A 16543-nucleotide genomic window follows, 5' to 3' on the forward strand; every position below is an offset into this window, starting at 1 on the left:
GTGTGAGTTTTAGAGGTGGTGAACGTCAAAAGTGGCTTCTCTATCGGAATTCCATATGTTAAGTGTACTTGCACAAGAAATGAATATGCGTAAAGCAGCTGAACGTTTGTTTGTATCACAACCAGCTCTTTCTCAAAGGTTACAAAATATCGAGAAAGAATGGGGAAGTAGATTATTCGTACGATCTCAAAAGGGATTGTCCTTAACACCAGCAGGTGAAATGGTCATCAAGTTTGTAAATGAGGTCGTGATAGCTGAGGAAAAGGTAAAAGAATCGATTCAGTCTTTAAATACTGAAGTATACGGGACATTGAAAATTGCTGTAGCTTCCATTGTCGGGCAAAATTGGTTACCTCAAGTATTAAAGAAATTTGTTAATACCTATCCTCAAGCGAAAATATCCTTGATTACAGGCTGGAGTAGTGAAATTTTAAGGTCACTTTATGATGACGATGTACATATTGGGATTATTCGCGGTACACCAGATTGGAAAGGTGTTAAGATACCTTTATTTAAAGATAGTCTGTATCTTGTTGATACAGAGATTAAGGATACAAATCAAATATTAGAAACCGATCGGCCCTTTATTCAATTCAAAAGTGATTCAAATTATTATCAAGAGATACAAGACTGGTGGCTAAGGAAATTTAAGACACCACCGAAAAGGACGATTGTAGTCGATCAAATTGAGACCTGTAAACAAATGACCTTAAACGGGATAGGTTATGCGATATTACCTGCCATTACATTAACGGGGATGGAGAAAAATATATTTATTAGTCCCCTAGAGGATGAAAACGAACAACCTATTAGTCGTGATACATGGTTACTTGGATATGAATCAGCTTTTGAGCTGAAGCAAGTACAAGCATTTGTCGAATTAATTAAGCAACATATAGCTGAAGAACAAAAATGATAATATCACTTGTTTTCAATGCGTTAGTTTGTTAAATTAATTCTAGTTAGTTTATACATATATGAACATCAAAGGAGGAATTACAATGAAAATGATGGATGCAAATGAAATCATTTCTTTTATTCAAAATAGTACAAAATCTACACCTGTAAAAGTCTATATTAAAGGTGATTTAGAGAATATCGATTTTGGTAGCTCAAGTCAATCTTTTCTGAATGGTCAAAGCGGTGTTGTTTTTGGTGAATGGGCTGAAATTGAACAAGCAATTAAAAATAATGAAGCGAAAATTGAAGATTATGTAATCGAAAATGATCGCCGTAATTCTGCTATTCCATTATTAGATATGAAAAACATTAAAGCACGTATTGAACCAGGTGCAATCATTCGTGATCAAGTTGAAATTGGCGACAATGTGGTCATTATGATGGGTGCTTCTATTAATATCGGTGCTGCTATCGGAGAAGGAACAATGATCGATATGAATGTTGTTCTTGGTGGACGAGCAACTGTCGGTAAAAACTGCCACATTGGTGCAGGTTCCGTATTAGCAGGTGTGATTGAACCCCCTTCTGCAAAACCAGTTATTGTTGAGGATGACGTAGTAATTGGGGCAAATGCAGTTATTTTAGAAGGCGTAACAGTTGGTAAAGGTGCTGTTGTTGCAGCGGGTGCAATTGTCATTGATGATGTAGCACCTAATACAGTTGTAGCTGGTACACCAGCAAAGGTCATCAAACAAATTGATGAAAAAACAAAATCAAAAACAGAAATTAAGCAAGAACTTCGTCAACTTTAATCATAAGGTAAAATGAATATAGAAAAAGCGTGGAAGTTTATTTCCACGCTTTTGTATATGGAGGAGAATGGTAGTTGATTGATAATCTATTTGTGAGAATACGCCGAGACTTGCATAAAATACCGGAACTAGGATTTCAAGAAGTGAAAACACAGAAATATTTATTAGAATATATTGCCTCATTGGATCAAACGCGAATGGAAGTAAAAACGTGGAGAACTGGTATTATCTTAAGGATTAAGGGCTTGAATCCGTCCAAAACGATTGGTTACAGGGCAGATATAGATGGTCTGCCAATTGATGAAGAAACAGACTATCCTTTCCAATCTACGCATAAAGGAAATATGCATGCCTGTGGTCACGACTTTCATATGGCAATCGCACTTGGTGTAATAACTAATATCGTCAATCATCCAATTAATGATGATATGGTATTTATTTTTCAACCTGCTGAAGAAGGACCAGGTGGAGCCAAGCCGTTATTAGAATCAGCAGAATTTCAACAATGGAAACCTGACATGATTTTCGCTTTGCATATTGCACCAGAATACCCTGTTGGTACAATCGCTGTGAAAGAAGGACTGTTGTTTGCTAATACGTCAGAATTGTTTATCGATTTAAAAGGCAAAGGTGGCCATGCAGCGTATCCTCATCAAACAATAGATATGGTCGTAGCAGCATGCTCTTTAGTTAATCAACTCCAGACCATTGTTTCAAGAAACATTGACCCTCTTGATAGTGCTGTTGTAACAGTAGGAAAAATCACTGGTGGTACAGTACAAAATATTATTGCTGAAAATGCAAGAATAGAGGGAACGATCAGAACGCTCTCACCAACATCGATGAACAGAGTAAAACAAAGAATTGAGGCGCTTGTACAAGGAGTAGAAGTGGGCTATGAATGTCAAACAACAATCGATTATGGAAGTAATTATTATCAAGTATACAATGATGAAGTGTTAACAGCCGATCTCATGCAATTCACAGAAGGCCATAATGAAGCAAACCTATTTATTTGTAAAGAAGCGATGACTGGTGAGGACTTTGGTTATATGCTACGTGAAATTCCCGGTTTTATGTTTTGGCTAGGAGTTAATTCTCCTTTTGGTTTACACCATGCACGTCTTAAGCCGGATGAGGGAGCAATTAATTTAGCGATTAACTATATCGTTGATTACTTGAATTATAAAGGGAATAGGGCGTAATCATTTCACATCAATCGAGCGCCCGCTCAATTATTTTCATCGCCTAGCTCTTTTTGATAATATAATAATATAGATAATAAATTGAATAATTTAGAATAAATCCTAATTTAAATTCATTTTAATTTACCTTGACTATTATCAATAAGAAATGTATAATTATTATCGATGAACAAGTTGCAAATGAGAATATACATATCAATTCTTGTTTAGTACATAATTACTGGAGGGAATTAATCATGGCAGAACGTATGGTAGGAAAACAAGCACCAAGATTTGAAATGGACGCTGTATTGGCTAATAAGGAATTTGGTAAAGTAAGTCTTGAAGAAAATATGAAGAATGATAAATGGACAGTTCTTTTCTTCTATCCAATGGATTTCACTTTTGTTTGCCCAACTGAAATTACTGCAATGTCAGATCGCTATGATGAATTCGAAGATCTTGATGCAGAAGTAATTGGTGTATCAACAGATACTATTCACACTCATTTAGCATGGATTAATACTGATCGTAAAGAAAATGGACTTGGTGATCTTAACTATCCATTAGCTGCGGATACAAACCATGTTGTATCACGTGACTATGGTGTCTTAATTGAAGAAGAAGGTGTAGCACTTCGTGGGCTATATATCATTAACCCTGAAGGAGAGTTAATGTATTCAGTAGTAAACCATAACAATATTGGCCGTGATGTTGATGAAACCCTACGTGTGCTTCAAGCACTTCAAACGGGTGGCCTTTGCCCAGCTAACTGGAAACCAGGTCAAAAAACTCTATAATTCATTTAGAGTCTTATAAACCCATTGTTGGGTTACATAAGAAAAGAGGCCTAACATTCGTTTGTTAGGTCTCTTTTCTTCAGAGTTATATATTCATGAAGGGAGATTGACTATATGAAATTACGTGCGCCAATGCCTGAATTAACGGGAGCAACAGAATGGTTAAATGGACAAGTGACAAAAGAGGAGCTTATTGGTGAAAAGCCAACACTTATTCATTTTTGGTCTATCAGTTGTCATCTATGTAAAGAAGCCATGCCTCAAGTGAATCAATTTAGAGATGAATATAATGGAAAGTTAAATGTGATTGCTGTTCATATGCCAAGGTCTGAAGATGATCTAGATTTAGAAGAAATTAAGAAAGTGGCTGCAGAACACGATATCACACAACCAATTTATGTTGATAGTGAACATAAATTGAATGATGCCTTTGAAAATCAATATGTCCCTGCTTATTATGTATTTGATAAAGAGGGTGTTCTTCGTCACTTCCAAGCGGGTGGTAGCGGAATGAAAATGTTAACAAAGCGCGTTAATCGTGTGTTGGATGAAATGGAGAAAGCTGAATAAAGGGTAGCTTAAAAGCTGAGATTCATGAATCTCAGCTTTTTTTATTGAAATCGAAAAGATAAAATGAATCACTACATTTATGGCTTTTCCATTCATAAATGTGGTAGAATAATGTTCGTTAATAGGTGATAATTCGGAGGTTTACTTATGAGAAAAAACTTTGTTGTCATTGGTCTAGGTAGATTTGGTGGTAGTATTTGTAAAGAGCTAACGGAACAAGGGATGGAAGTAATGGCCATTGATTCGAATGAGGCAAGAGTGAATGAGTTTTCAATTATTGCCTCTCACGCAGTAGTTGGTGATACAACAGATGATGCTGTTATTAAAAGTTTGGGTTTACGTAACTTTGATCACGTAATTGTAGCCATAGGAGACGATATTCAAGCAAGTATACTGACAACATTAATGTTAAAAGAAAATGGCGTTAAAAAAGTAACTGTTAAAGCTCAAAATGATTATCATGGCAAAGTATTAAGTAAAATAGGGGCAGACGTCATTGTGCACCCTGAAAGAGATATGGGGATTAGGATTGCTCATAAGTTAGCCTCCAATAGTATACTTGATTATTTAGAGTTATCTGATGAGCATAGCATCGTTGAAATTGAAGCAAATGAAAGAATTGGCGGCCATTCGATTATTGATTTGGATATAAGAGCGAAGTATGGTGTGAATATAGTAGCAATCAAACGCAGGTCAAGTATTATTGTCTCGCCACAAGCTACGGAAATTATACAATATAAAGATGTACTTATTGTTATTGGGGCAGATAATGATATTAATCGTTTAGAAAAAAAGATGTTAAGCTAAAAAAAAGCATTCGAGGTAAACTCGAATGCTTTTTATCATACTTCCATAATGATAGGTAGTATCATTGGACGGCGTTTTGTTTTTTCATATAAGAACGGAGCAAGTGTATCTGTAATTTCATTTTTAATCTCAGACCATTGTGTTGTTTTTCTTTCCATCACTTTATTTAAATGTTTAGCGATTAAGGATTGTGCATCATTGATAAGGTCTCCAGACTCTCTCATGTATACAAATCCTCTAGAAATTAAGTCTGGGCCAGCAGAAATCTTAAACTCTTTCATGTTAATACTAACAACAACCACAACTAGTCCTTCTTCTGATAGAATGCGGCGGTCACGTAGAACAATATTTCCTATATCGCCAATACCATTACCATCGATATACACATTACCTGATGGGATTTTCCCTGCAACTTGAGCAGTCTGATCACTGAGGGCTAGCACATCACCATTGTCCATGATGAAAATATCTTCTTCATTCACACCACAATCTATAGCTAGGCCAGCGTGCATTTTTTGCATGCGATATTCACCGTGTATCGGCATGAAGAACTTTGGTTTAATTAACCTTAACATAAGCTTTTGCTCTTCTTGTCCACCATGTCCTGATGTGTGAATATTATTTAATTTACCATAAATCACTTCGGCACCAGCGCGTGAGAGACGATCAATTGTTCTACTTACACTAATCGTATTACCAGGTATTGGTGAAGAAGAAAAGACAACAGTATCACCAGGGTGAATCTGTATTTGGCGATGTGTACCATTTGCGATTCTTGAAAGTGCTGCCATCGGTTCGCCTTGACTTCCCGTACAAAGGATAGTGACTTGGTTAGCAGGTAGACGATTAATTTGCTGTGCATCAATAAATGTATCTTTTGGTGCAGTAATATAACCAAGCTCTTGACCAATATTAATTGCAGCTTCCATACTTCTTCCGAACACTGCGACCTTTCTTCCGTTCCTTACAGCTGCTTCTGTTACTTGCTGAAGACGATGAATGTTCGAAGCAAAGGTAGCAAAGATAATTCTACCCTCTACTTTACGGAAAATATCTTGAATGCTATCTCCGACTTTTCTTTCAGACATCGTAAATTCAGGAATTTCACTATTTGTACTATCTGAAAGTAAGCAAAGGACACCTTCTTTACCAATCTCAGCGATTTTAGTTAAATTAGCAGGTTCGCCAACTGGCGTAAAATCAAATTTAAAGTCTCCAGTATGAACGACTTGACCTGGAGGAGTTTTTACAACAATCCCATAAGAATCAGGGATACTATGCGTTGTTCTAAAGAATGTCACAGAAGTTTTTCTAAATTTAATGATATCATCTTCCTGAATCTCATATAACTTCGTCTGTCTTAGTAAACCATGTTCTTCAAGCTTATTTTTTAATAAGCCTAGTGCTAGTTTTCCACCATAAATGGGGATATTTATCGTTTTTAATAAATACGGAATCCCGCCGATATGGTCTTCGTGTCCGTGCGTAATAAACAAACCTTTAATCTTATCTTCATTCTTTTGTAAATAAGTGTAATCAGGAATAACATAGTCAATCCCTAATAATTCATCTTCCGGAAATTTAATTCCCGCATCAATTAGGATAATCTCATCTTGGAATTGTACTGCATACGTATTTTTTCCGATCTCTCCAAGACCACCAAGAGCGAATACAGCAGTCTGGTCATTTTTAACAAATTTCATAAATTATTCAATCTCCAATACTTTAAAATCTTGATGGCCTTGCTCATAAGCTAAGTAGTCACCTTCAACTGCTGTAACAAACTCAATATTGATTGGACGCGTTTTTAGTTTAGTTCGGACGTCCCTTTCATTTTTACCTTCTACATACACGGTTTTTGTGTGCTCACGTACAGGCACTTCTTTCGCGGACTCTTGATAGTAAACTTTAAATAACATAGGGTATCTCTCCTTATTCCGTAGTCTTTATCTATATTTTTAAAAAGTAACATGAGATATAGGATAAGAGATCGTCACATGTAAGTATATTAAGGAAAAAAGACTGCTCATACATTGACTAATTATTTATTTTTAGTATGGTTACCTACCAAGGTAACAAAGACCTTTTTTAAGGAATCAATGTTTAGCATTACTTACTCGACTTTACATCGTATGTTTAAATAATTTATAGACTAAGCCAAATAGTTGTCTTATATACTTAACATCGTTGGATTTCTTAACACAATCTTATGTATTTACTTAGTTAAAGCGTTAATTGTATAATAAAATTAAATCAGTCTAGAGGCTTTCATCATCATGCCCATTCTTATTTATGTCTAAAACAGTGACTTTTTATTTTACGAATTGCTATTTCATTTCTGAAGTCATGTATGTAATTAAGTGTATTGATTATAAATTTACAATAATGAAGGAGCCCTTCGCAAGTTTGAAGGGCTCAAAATCCGTTTTCACTACTATTTGTCATACTTTAAACACTCTTCGATTCAATTCCCTTAATCCTATTGTATACGATATGTCTGTAAAGTAAAGCCTTCGGTTAGAGTTTTAGTAAAAAATGTTATTGACTGTAGTTGTTTGACATATTAAACAAGAAGGTTATAAGGTTTTAGTGGTGGAAATCGTAATAAACCGAAATCATTTATCATGTAGGTAGAAAAAGGAGTTATAAAATGAAAATTGTATTTTTTGATATAGACGGGACTTTGCTCAATAAAGAAAATGTTATACCTGATTCAACGAAAAAAGCGGTCAAGCAGTTACAGGAAAATGGCATTTATGTAGCGATTGCTACAGGAAGAGCTCCATTTATGTTTAAGCATATTAGAGAGCAATTAGATATTGAGTCTTTTGTTAGTTTTAACGGTCAATATGTTGTGTTTGAAGGAAACGTCATCTATAAAAACCCATTAAATAAGGTCCAGTTAAGACAATTAGAGAAACATACACATAAAAATGGTCATCCGATGGTTTATTTAAATGAAGAGACAATGAAGTCATCTGTTTCTCATCACCCATATATTCAAGAAAGTATGAATAGCCTAGATTTTCCACACCCTGAAGAAGATGCTATTTTCTATGAAAAGAAAGAGATTTATCAGGCACTTGTTTTCTGTAAACATGAGGATGAAAGCCTATATTTAGATGGTTATGACGAGTTTGGCTTTGTAAGATGGCATCGTGTATCTACTGACGTTGTCCCAACTGGAGGTACAAAAGCAGAAGGGATAAAAGAGATGATTAAGAGACTAAACATCAGTATGGAAGATGTATACGCTTTTGGTGATGGTTTAAATGATATTGAAATGCTTGAGGCCAGTGGTGTCGGTGTTGCTATGGGAAACGCTTTTCCAGAAGTTAAAAAAGTCGCAAATATGGTGACAGAACATGTAGATGAAGATGGGATATGGAAGGGTTTAAGAAGGCTGGAATTAATATAACGAAAGACCTGGGTAAAGATTAAAATGGAGGGGAGTAATCATACTCTCCTCCATAACTCAAGTACTTTACATTCTTTCTATCGCAATAGCATTTTCAATTGGTTTGAAAGGGTCTTCTTGATTTATATGGTCATAGAACATCACACCGTTTAAATGATCAATTTCATGTTGAAAACAAATAGCAGGTAAGCCTTTTAATCTTATTTTAACTTCCTCATTGTCAATGTTATACCCTTTAACTGTAACTCGTGCATACCTTGGAACAAACCCTTCAATCGCCTCATCCACTGAAAGACAGCCTTCACCAGCTGTTAAATATGCCTTCTCAACTGAATGGCTAATAATTTTGGGGTTGAAGAGTGCGTAACTGATTAAGTTGTTTTTTTCATCCGAACAATGAACGGCAATCATTCTTTTTGATACATTTATCTGTGGAGCTGCTAACCCTATTCCTGGCCTTAATCCATATTGCTCCGCAATGACAGGGTTTTGACTATTTTGTACATACATCATCAAATCGTTTAATAGTTTCTTGTCCTCTAAAGAAGCTGGTAAAATAACATCTTCGGCTACTTTCCTTAACACAGGATGACCATCCCGGACAATATCATTCATCGTTAACAAAATCTCAACACTCCTTGAAAAGGTAAATATCATGTTTTTGTATTTTTTAAGATTTATTGAAAAGTTTTAGTGAAATAAGGATGTCTTATGTTCCCTATCTTTTCAATTGAAAAGGTAATGAAATAAGTTTACCAAACAAAATTGAAAAAGTTAATCTAATCATTGACTTATTCTGTATGTAAAGGTGTAGATAGTATCTACACCCTCCTAATACTAGTTCCAAAGAGCTGCCCCTACGATAATCAATAAAATAAAGAGAACGATAATTAAAGCAAATCCGCTTCCACCACAACCGTTTCCACAACCAGCATTACCGTATCCATATCCATACATATGTTTATACCTCCAGCATTTTTCATTTTCATCCTTAGCGGACGATTAGTATAGGCTATGACCATGAGAAGCAAATTGTATGGGCCAGCGCCTAAAGCATAGTTCAAAATAACAAGAATATATATAGTACTAGTTAATAATTGTAAAATGTTTAAAGTATCGATATAGTAGAAGTGATAAACGACAAATATTTTTATAATTAGACAAGTTTATGCAAAGAGAGATACATAATGGTCTAGACAAATTTATGTGGAGGGATAGGATGTATAAGAAAGTAAAACTCATTGGACTAACAATGGTCGCAAGTATCATATTCCTAGGTGGTTGTAGTCAAAGTCCAAAAGAAGAGATGCTCAATACGTTAGAGGAAGTTGCGCAAGCTGAACAAGAATTCAAAAATCAACAGGAGCCCCTTGTAGAAATTGAGAAAAAAGAAAAAGAAATTTATGATCAAATCATTGCTTTAAGTATGAAAGAATTCGATCAAATTAAAGAACTATCAAATGAGGCGATTGAACTTGTTAATGAACGACAAGAATTAATGAAAAACGAAGAAGGTAGCATTAAAGCTTCGCAAAAAGAGTTCGAAAAAACGGAGAAGCAAATAAATAAAATAGAAGATGAAGATTTAAAAAAGTCAGCTGATGAATTATACGATGTTATGATGCAGCGTTATGATGTACACAGTGAATTATATAATCATTATATGAATTCAACTGAAATGGACATCGAATTGTATGAGCTATTTAAAAAAGAAGATGTTACATTAGAACAGCTTGAAACCCAAATTGAGAAAATTAATCAATCATATGAGAAGATTGTAGAAAATAATGAAACATTTAATGAGAAAACGAAAGAATATAATGATAAGAAGCTTGCGTTTTATAAAGATGCTGGTATAGAAATGGAAGAGAAAAAAGAATAGTATACGTTAAAAGAGTATATGTAACGAGCAAATTCAATAATATGGATTTGCTCGTTGTTTGTTTATATAATTATTTTCCTTGAAAAAGTGATCTTTTGATTAATAAAACTTTAAAAGTTACAATCTGTTTTTGTGAGGGAGATCAATATGTGCTCAAAGATTTTGGTAGAGTTTATTCAGACTAGTATACTGGAAAGTTTCGAAAAAGCGGATTATAAAATAATGAAAATAGTCTAATTATATCTCTTTTTATGAATATTACCTTTATTATAACAGATGGATAAAACCTCTCTTTTATATAGTACAGATTAAGACAGTTAAAGTTTTAAATTTTCATTTATTATTATTTGAAATGATTTAAAACCAAAAAAATAAAGGTTTTCACAATTGACGAATGAAAAACCTTATATTAAAATAAATGCAAACGAAGAAAAGTGTGTCATTCATTTTTGTGATACAACTAGTACAGTTTGAAGAAAAGAAGTTATAATAATAAAGACGTTTTTTTTGTTGGTATTTGTGGAAAACTATACTATGTGTTGTCATCAGACAAATATAAACGTGATATTCTCCATTTGATAATCAATTAAGCGTTTTTAAAATAAGAAAGGGTGACTTTTTATGGCTTCAAAAACGAAAAAGGCTAGTTTAGATGTAAAGAAGCAACTTGAAAAAGTAGAAGATCAATTTGAAACACTGCAAATTTTAGATGAAGAAGGTAAAGTTGTTAATGAATCAGCAATGCCAGATCTAAAAGATGAGCAATTACAAGAACTAATGAAACGGATGGTGTACACACGTATTCTTGACCAACGTTCCATTTCTTTAAATAGACAAGGTAGACTGGGCTTTTATGCACCAACTGCTGGACAAGAAGCATCTCAACTGGCTTCACAATTTGCTTTAGAGAAAGAAGATTTTATTTTACCTGGATATAGAGATGTCCCTCAAATCATTTGGCATGGCCTTCCGCTTGCTCAAGCATTCTTATGGTCTAGAGGTCATTTTGAAGGTGGAAACATCCCAGAGGACGTCCATGTGATTGCACCACAAATTATTATTGGTGCACAATACATTCAAACTGCAGGAGTAGCATTAGGAATTAAGAAACGTGGCGAAAAGAAAGTAGCGATTACTTATACTGGTGATGGTGGAGCTTCACAAGGTGATTTCTATGAAGGAATTAACTTTGCTGGTGCCTTCAAAGCACCTGCTATTTTCATTGTTCAAAACAATCGCTTTGCCATTTCAACACCTGTAGAGAAGCAATCTGCTGCTAAAACAATTGCACAAAAAGCGGTTGCTGCAGGAATTCCTGGTATTCAAGTTGATGGTATGGATGCTCTAGCTGTTTATGCTGCTGTTAGTGAAGCACGTGAGCGCGCTATTAATGGAGAAGGACCAACATTAATTGAGACATTAACTTATCGTTACGGTCCTCACACAATGGCTGGCGATGACCCGACGCGTTACAGAACAAGTGATCTTGATAATGAATGGGAAAAGAAAGATCCACTTGTTCGCTTCCGTAAATTCCTAGAAGGCAAGAAGTTATGGAATGAAGATATGGAAAACGAGGTCATTGAAAAAGCAAAAGAAGATATAAAAGTGGCTATTAAAGAAGCTGATAGCACACCAAAACAAAAAGTAACTGACTTAATTAATATTATGTATGAAGAAATGCCTTATCACCTTAAAGAACAATATGAAATTTATAAAGAGAAGGAGTCGAAGTAAGCCATGGCGCAAATGACAATGATCCAAGCAATCACTGATGCACTTCGTACAGAACTTAAGAATGACCCGAATGTATTAGTATTTGGAGAAGACGTAGGCGTAAACGGTGGAGTGTTCCGTGCTACTGAAGGTCTTCAAAAAGAATTCGGCGAAGAGCGTGTGTTTGATACACCATTAGCGGAATCTGGAATTGGCGGTCTTGCAGTCGGACTTGGTTTACAAGGCTATCGCCCAGTTCCTGAAATTCAATTCTTTGGATTTGTTTATGAAGTAATGGATAGTATTTCCGGACAGCTTGCTCGTATGCGCTATCGTTCTGGAGGAAGGTATAATGCCCCTGTTACTATTCGTTCACCATTTGGAGGCGGTGTACACACACCAGAAATGCATGCTGATAGTTTAGAAGGATTGATGGCTCAACAACCTGGTTTAAAGGTCGTTATTCCTTCTTCTCCATATGATGCAAAAGGTCTTTTAATTTCTGCGATTCGAGATAATGATCCTGTCATCTTCTTGGAGCATATGAAATTATATCGTTCATTCCGCCAAGAAGTACCTGAAGAAGAATATACAATTCCACTAGGTAAAGCTGAAGTGAAACGTGAAGGTAATGACATTTCAATTATTACTTATGGTGCAATGGTTCATGAAGCTTTAAAGGCGGCTGACGAATTAGAAAAAGAAGGACATTCAGCAGAAGTGATTGACCTTCGAACAGTTAGCCCAATTGATATTGAAACAATTATTTCTTCAGTTGAGAAAACAAACAGAGCAATTGTTGTGCAAGAAGCACAAAAACAAGCTGGTGTTGCAGCAAATGTTGTGGCTGAAATTAACGACCGTGCGATTCTTAGCTTAGAGGCACCTGTATTACGTGTAGCAGCACCTGATACTGTGTTTGCTTTTCCACAAGCGGAAACAGTATGGTTGCCGAACTATAAAGACATTATTCAAACTGCAAAAAAAGTAATTGAATTTTAAATAAAATAGGGAACGTGACCCCTAATTTCTTTAATAACTATGATACAATAGGATGGTGAATTTAATTGGCATTTCAATTTAGATTGCCTGATATCGGTGAAGGTATCCATGAAGGCGAAATCGTCAAATGGTTTGTAAAAGCTGGTGATGAAGTTCAAGAAGATGATGTTCTTTGTGAAGTTCAAAATGATAAAGCGGTAGTTGAAATACCTTCTCCTGTAAAAGGGAAAGTAGAAGAGATTCACGTAGAAGAAGGTAGCGTAGCCACTGTTGGACAAGTACTTATTAGCTTCGATGCACCTGGTTATGAAGACTTAAAGTTTAAAGGTGACCATGAAGAAGAAGAGTCTGAGGAAAAGAAAGAAACAGAATCTCAAGTTCAAGGAACTGCTGAAGAAGGAGAAAGTGTAGAAAAAGAGAAAACAGCTCCTAAAGATGAAGACAAAAAAGAAGGAAAAGTCATCTCTGAAACAAACACTGATTCTAATCAGCGTGTTATTGCTATGCCTTCAGTACGTAAATACGCAAGAGAAAAAGGTGTAGATATTCAACAAGTAAGCGGTAGCGGAAAAAATGGACGTGTGGTAAAAGAGGATATTAATCTATTCTTAGAAGGTGGAAATGAGCAACAAGCTGACACTGAGCCTCAACAACAAGACGCTTCGGTTGAAAGTAAGGAAGAGGAGAAATCCCAAACTCAGTCTATTCCTGAAGGAAGCTATCCTGAAACACGTGAAAAAATGAGTGGTATTCGAAAAGCGATTGCTAAAGCAATGGTTAAGACGAAGCAAACGGCTCCACATGTGACATTAATGGACGAAATCGATGTAACAAAATTAGTTGCTCATCGTAAGAAGTTCAAAGAAGTTGCCGCAGAAAAAGGAATTAAATTAACCTTCTTACCTTATGTAGTAAAAGCATTAACAAGTGCATTACGTGAATATCCAGTCCTTAACACTTCTCTAGATGAAGAAGCGGGAGAAATCGTTCACAAGCATTATTACAATATTGGTATCGCTGCTGATACTGATAGAGGGTTACTTGTACCAGTGGTTAAAGATGCTGACCGTAAATCCATATTCACTACGTCAAATGAGATAAATGAATTAGCTACAAAAGCAAGAGATGGAAAACTTTCAGGAAGCGAAATGAAAGGTGCTTCTTGTACGATAACAAATATCGGCTCTGCTGGTGGTCAATGGTTTACACCACTTATTAACCAACCAGAAGTAGCTATTTTAGGTATCGGTCGAATTGCTGAAAAAGCAATCGTCAAAGATGGAGAAATTATCGCAGCACCAGTTCTAGCATTATCATTGAGCTTTGATCACCGCATCATCGATGGCGCTACTGCTCAAAATGCACTAAATCACATCAAGCGTTTACTAAATGACCCAGAATTATTGCTAATGGAGGCGTAAGAAATGGTAGTAGGAGATTTCCCAATTGAAACAGATACTATAGTAATTGGTTCAGGTCCAGGAGGATATGTGGCAGCCATTCGTGCCGCACAAACAGGACAAAAAGTAACAATCGTAGAAAGAGGTGAAGTAGGGGGCGTATGCTTAAACGTTGGATGTATTCCATCTAAAGCATTGATCTCTGCTGGTCACCGTTATGAAACGGCTAAAGAATCAGAATCAATTGGTATTACAGCTGAAAACGTAAAAGTTGATTTCTCTAAAGTCCAAGAATTTAAAGCTGGCGTAGTTAAAAAGTTAGTAGGCGGTGTTCAAGGCTTACTTAAAGGGAACAAAATTGACATTGTTAAAGGTGAAGCGTATTTTGTCGATGCCAACACGTTACGTGTAATGGATGACAATTCCGCACAAACATACACTTTCAAAAATGCGATTATTGCAACTGGTTCAAGACCAATTGAACTACCAGCATTTAAATATTCTAAACGTGTATTAAATTCTACAGGGGCGCTAGCGCTTGAGGAAATTCCAGAAAAAATCGCTGTTATTGGCGGCGGTGTAATTGGTGTCGAGCTTGGTGGTGCATACGCAAGCTTTGGTTCTCAAGTAACTATTCTAGAAGGTGCAGATGATATTCTTCTAGGTTTTGAGAAACAAATGACAACACTTGTGAAAAAGAACTTAAAGAAAAAAGGTGCAGAAATTATTACTAAAGCATCTGCAAAGTCAGTTGAAGAAACTGAAAATGGTGTAAAAGTAACTTATGAAGTAAAAGGTAAAGAAGAAGTTTTAGAAGCTGATTACTTATTTGTTATGGTTGGTCGTCGTCCTAACACAGATGAACTTGGCCTTGAGCAAGTAGGTGTGAAAATGACTGATAAAGGCGTCATTGAAGTTGACAAACAATGTCGTACAAATGTAAATAGCATTTTTGCTATTGGTGATGTTGTGGCTGGACCTCAACTAGCACATAAAGCTTCGTATGAAGGTAAAATTGCTGCTGAGGCAATTGCTGGTGAACCGTCTGAAATTGACTATCTTGGCATTCCTGCTGTTGTATTCTCAGAACCTGAACTTGCAACTGTAGGCTATTCAGAAGCCCAAGCAAAAGAGGAAGGTCTTGAGTATACAGCTGCTAAGTTCCCATTTGCTGCAAATGGTCGTGCATTGGCTCTTGATAGCACAGATGGTTATGTGAAGTTAATTACGCGTAAAGAAGATGGATTAGTAATCGGTGCGCAAATCGCTGGTGCAAATGCATCTGATATGATTGCTGAGCTCGGTTTAGCAATTGAAGCGGGAATGACTGCAGAAGATCTTGCGATGACTATTCATGCTCATCCAACTTTAGGTGAGATTACAATGGAAGCAGCTGAGGTTGCTCTAGGTACACCTATTCATATTGTAAAATAATTATTTTACAAATAGCTGTTTATATGATGAACTGCACCACAAATGTTTGCTACATTTGCTGGTGCAGTTTTTTTGCATAAAAGTGGCTGTTTAAGATAAAATTCCCGGAATGCAAAAAAAATTCAGATTATTGATAAGAGTGACTTATGTTATTTTTCATAATGTAGGATAACCCAGATCTCACAACGACTAAAATTCTACATGAAATTAGCACTTTTTTCACTTAATTGGAAATAATACGGAAGTTTTTGGTATATGTTGTATGGTACAATGGAAATATCGTTCTGTTCGCATGCATACAATGATAGAAATAAAAGTGCAAATTTTCAGGACGGTGAGGGTATGAGGCTATATACGGTCGTTATTTTACAGTTAATCATATGGAGTGGTTATACATTTGTTGAATGGTTATCAAGATATGACAAATTAAGTATGAAGGTCATCATCCTGCTTATATTTGTTTATTTTGCTATGGTATTGGGTAATCATTTATTACATTCAAAAATGAGAACAGTATTAGCTACTTCTATCAGTATTAGCGTATATTTATTTTTCTATTTCATTATGTTCTACATAGATGATCTAATAAGATAACTTTTAACAAAAGAATTACTTGAG

General features: G+C 35.6%; 17 protein-coding genes. 13 read left to right on the plus strand and 4 right to left on the minus strand.

The window, feature by feature from the left end; genetic code table 11:
- The first annotated feature begins 31 nt into the window (after positions 1-31).
- The 6 genes from MKY26_RS03390 (at position 32) to MKY26_RS03415 (ending at position 5073) form a co-directional block, all read left to right on the plus strand.
- Complete coding sequence (locus tag MKY26_RS03390; protein WP_095369693.1) at positions 32-916, plus strand: LysR family transcriptional regulator; 885 nt, start codon at positions 32-34, stop codon at positions 914-916.
- A gap of 85 nt (positions 917-1001) precedes the next feature.
- On the plus strand, positions 1002-1712 hold the full coding sequence (gene dapD, locus MKY26_RS03395; RefSeq protein ID WP_095369692.1) for a 2,3,4,5-tetrahydropyridine-2,6-dicarboxylate N-acetyltransferase: 711 nt from the start codon (positions 1002-1004) through the stop codon (positions 1710-1712).
- 74 nt (positions 1713-1786) lie between these two features.
- Entirely contained in the window at positions 1787-2917 is a 1131-nt protein-coding gene (locus MKY26_RS03400) for an N-acetyldiaminopimelate deacetylase (protein WP_095369691.1), read from the plus strand.
- 236 nt (positions 2918-3153) lie between these two features.
- Positions 3154-3696 carry a peroxiredoxin gene (locus tag MKY26_RS03405; protein WP_095369690.1) on the plus strand — a complete coding sequence of 181 codons (543 nt, stop codon included), beginning with the start codon at positions 3154-3156 and terminating at the stop codon, positions 3694-3696.
- A gap of 114 nt (positions 3697-3810) precedes the next feature.
- Positions 3811-4266 (plus strand): TlpA disulfide reductase family protein, encoded by a 456-nt coding sequence (locus MKY26_RS03410; RefSeq protein ID WP_095369689.1) that lies wholly within the window; start codon positions 3811-3813, stop codon positions 4264-4266.
- Between the two features lie 147 nt (positions 4267-4413).
- Positions 4414-5073: a potassium channel family protein gene (locus MKY26_RS03415; RefSeq protein ID WP_095369688.1), complete on the plus strand. Its 660-nt coding sequence runs from the start codon at positions 4414-4416 to the stop codon at positions 5071-5073.
- 35 nt (positions 5074-5108) lie between these two features.
- On the opposite strand, the gene rnjA is transcribed toward MKY26_RS03415, so the two are convergent.
- Positions 5109-6776 carry a ribonuclease J1 gene (gene rnjA / locus MKY26_RS03420; protein ID WP_307314671.1) on the minus strand — a complete coding sequence of 556 codons (1668 nt, stop codon included), beginning with the start codon at positions 6774-6776 and terminating at the stop codon, positions 5109-5111.
- A 3-nt stretch (positions 6777-6779) separates the two neighbouring features.
- Positions 6780-6992, minus strand: coding sequence for a DNA-dependent RNA polymerase subunit epsilon (locus MKY26_RS03425; RefSeq protein ID WP_328199500.1), 213 nt, complete (start codon positions 6990-6992; stop codon positions 6780-6782).
- Positions 6993-7723: 731 nt separating this feature from the next.
- Between MKY26_RS03425 and MKY26_RS03430 the strand changes: the two genes are divergently transcribed.
- The gene (locus MKY26_RS03430) at positions 7724-8491 is read left to right on the plus strand and encodes a Cof-type HAD-IIB family hydrolase (RefSeq protein WP_341092122.1); all 768 of its coding nucleotides are present in this window, start codon (positions 7724-7726) and stop codon (positions 8489-8491) included.
- Between the two features lie 66 nt (positions 8492-8557).
- Here MKY26_RS03430 and def read toward each other — a convergent pair whose 3' ends face one another.
- The gene (gene def, locus MKY26_RS03435; protein ID WP_095369684.1) at positions 8558-9115 is read right to left on the minus strand and encodes a peptide deformylase; all 558 of its coding nucleotides are present in this window, start codon (positions 9113-9115) and stop codon (positions 8558-8560) included.
- 213 nt (positions 9116-9328) lie between these two features.
- Positions 9329-9448: a YjcZ family sporulation protein gene (locus tag MKY26_RS03440; protein ID WP_095369683.1), complete on the minus strand. Its 120-nt coding sequence runs from the start codon at positions 9446-9448 to the stop codon at positions 9329-9331.
- A gap of 262 nt (positions 9449-9710) precedes the next feature.
- Here MKY26_RS03440 and MKY26_RS03445 point away from each other — a divergent pair, with 262 nt between their 5' ends.
- From MKY26_RS03445 to MKY26_RS03470, 6 genes are all read left to right on the plus strand, one after another.
- Complete coding sequence (locus MKY26_RS03445; RefSeq protein ID WP_095369682.1) at positions 9711-10373, plus strand: YkyA family protein; 663 nt, start codon at positions 9711-9713, stop codon at positions 10371-10373.
- A gap of 621 nt (positions 10374-10994) precedes the next feature.
- Positions 10995-12110, plus strand: coding sequence for a pyruvate dehydrogenase (acetyl-transferring) E1 component subunit alpha (gene pdhA, locus MKY26_RS03450; RefSeq protein WP_095369681.1), 1116 nt, complete (start codon positions 10995-10997; stop codon positions 12108-12110).
- Between the two features lie 3 nt (positions 12111-12113).
- The gene (locus tag MKY26_RS03455; protein ID WP_095369680.1) at positions 12114-13091 is read left to right on the plus strand and encodes an alpha-ketoacid dehydrogenase subunit beta; all 978 of its coding nucleotides are present in this window, start codon (positions 12114-12116) and stop codon (positions 13089-13091) included.
- A 65-nt stretch (positions 13092-13156) separates the two neighbouring features.
- Positions 13157-14512: a dihydrolipoamide acetyltransferase family protein gene (locus MKY26_RS03460; RefSeq protein WP_095369679.1), complete on the plus strand. Its 1356-nt coding sequence runs from the start codon at positions 13157-13159 to the stop codon at positions 14510-14512.
- 3 nt (positions 14513-14515) lie between these two features.
- Complete coding sequence (lpdA, locus tag MKY26_RS03465; RefSeq protein WP_095369678.1) at positions 14516-15925, plus strand: dihydrolipoyl dehydrogenase; 1410 nt, start codon at positions 14516-14518, stop codon at positions 15923-15925.
- Between the two features lie 342 nt (positions 15926-16267).
- Positions 16268-16519 (plus strand): hypothetical protein, encoded by a 252-nt coding sequence (locus MKY26_RS03470; RefSeq protein ID WP_095373481.1) that lies wholly within the window; start codon positions 16268-16270, stop codon positions 16517-16519.
- Positions 16520-16543 lie beyond the last annotated feature (24 nt).

Origin of the sequence: Cytobacillus sp. FSL R7-0680, assembly GCF_038009245.1 — a bacterium.
GTDB classification, from domain to species: domain Bacteria; phylum Bacillota; class Bacilli; order Bacillales; family Cytobacillaceae; genus Cytobacillus; species Cytobacillus kochii.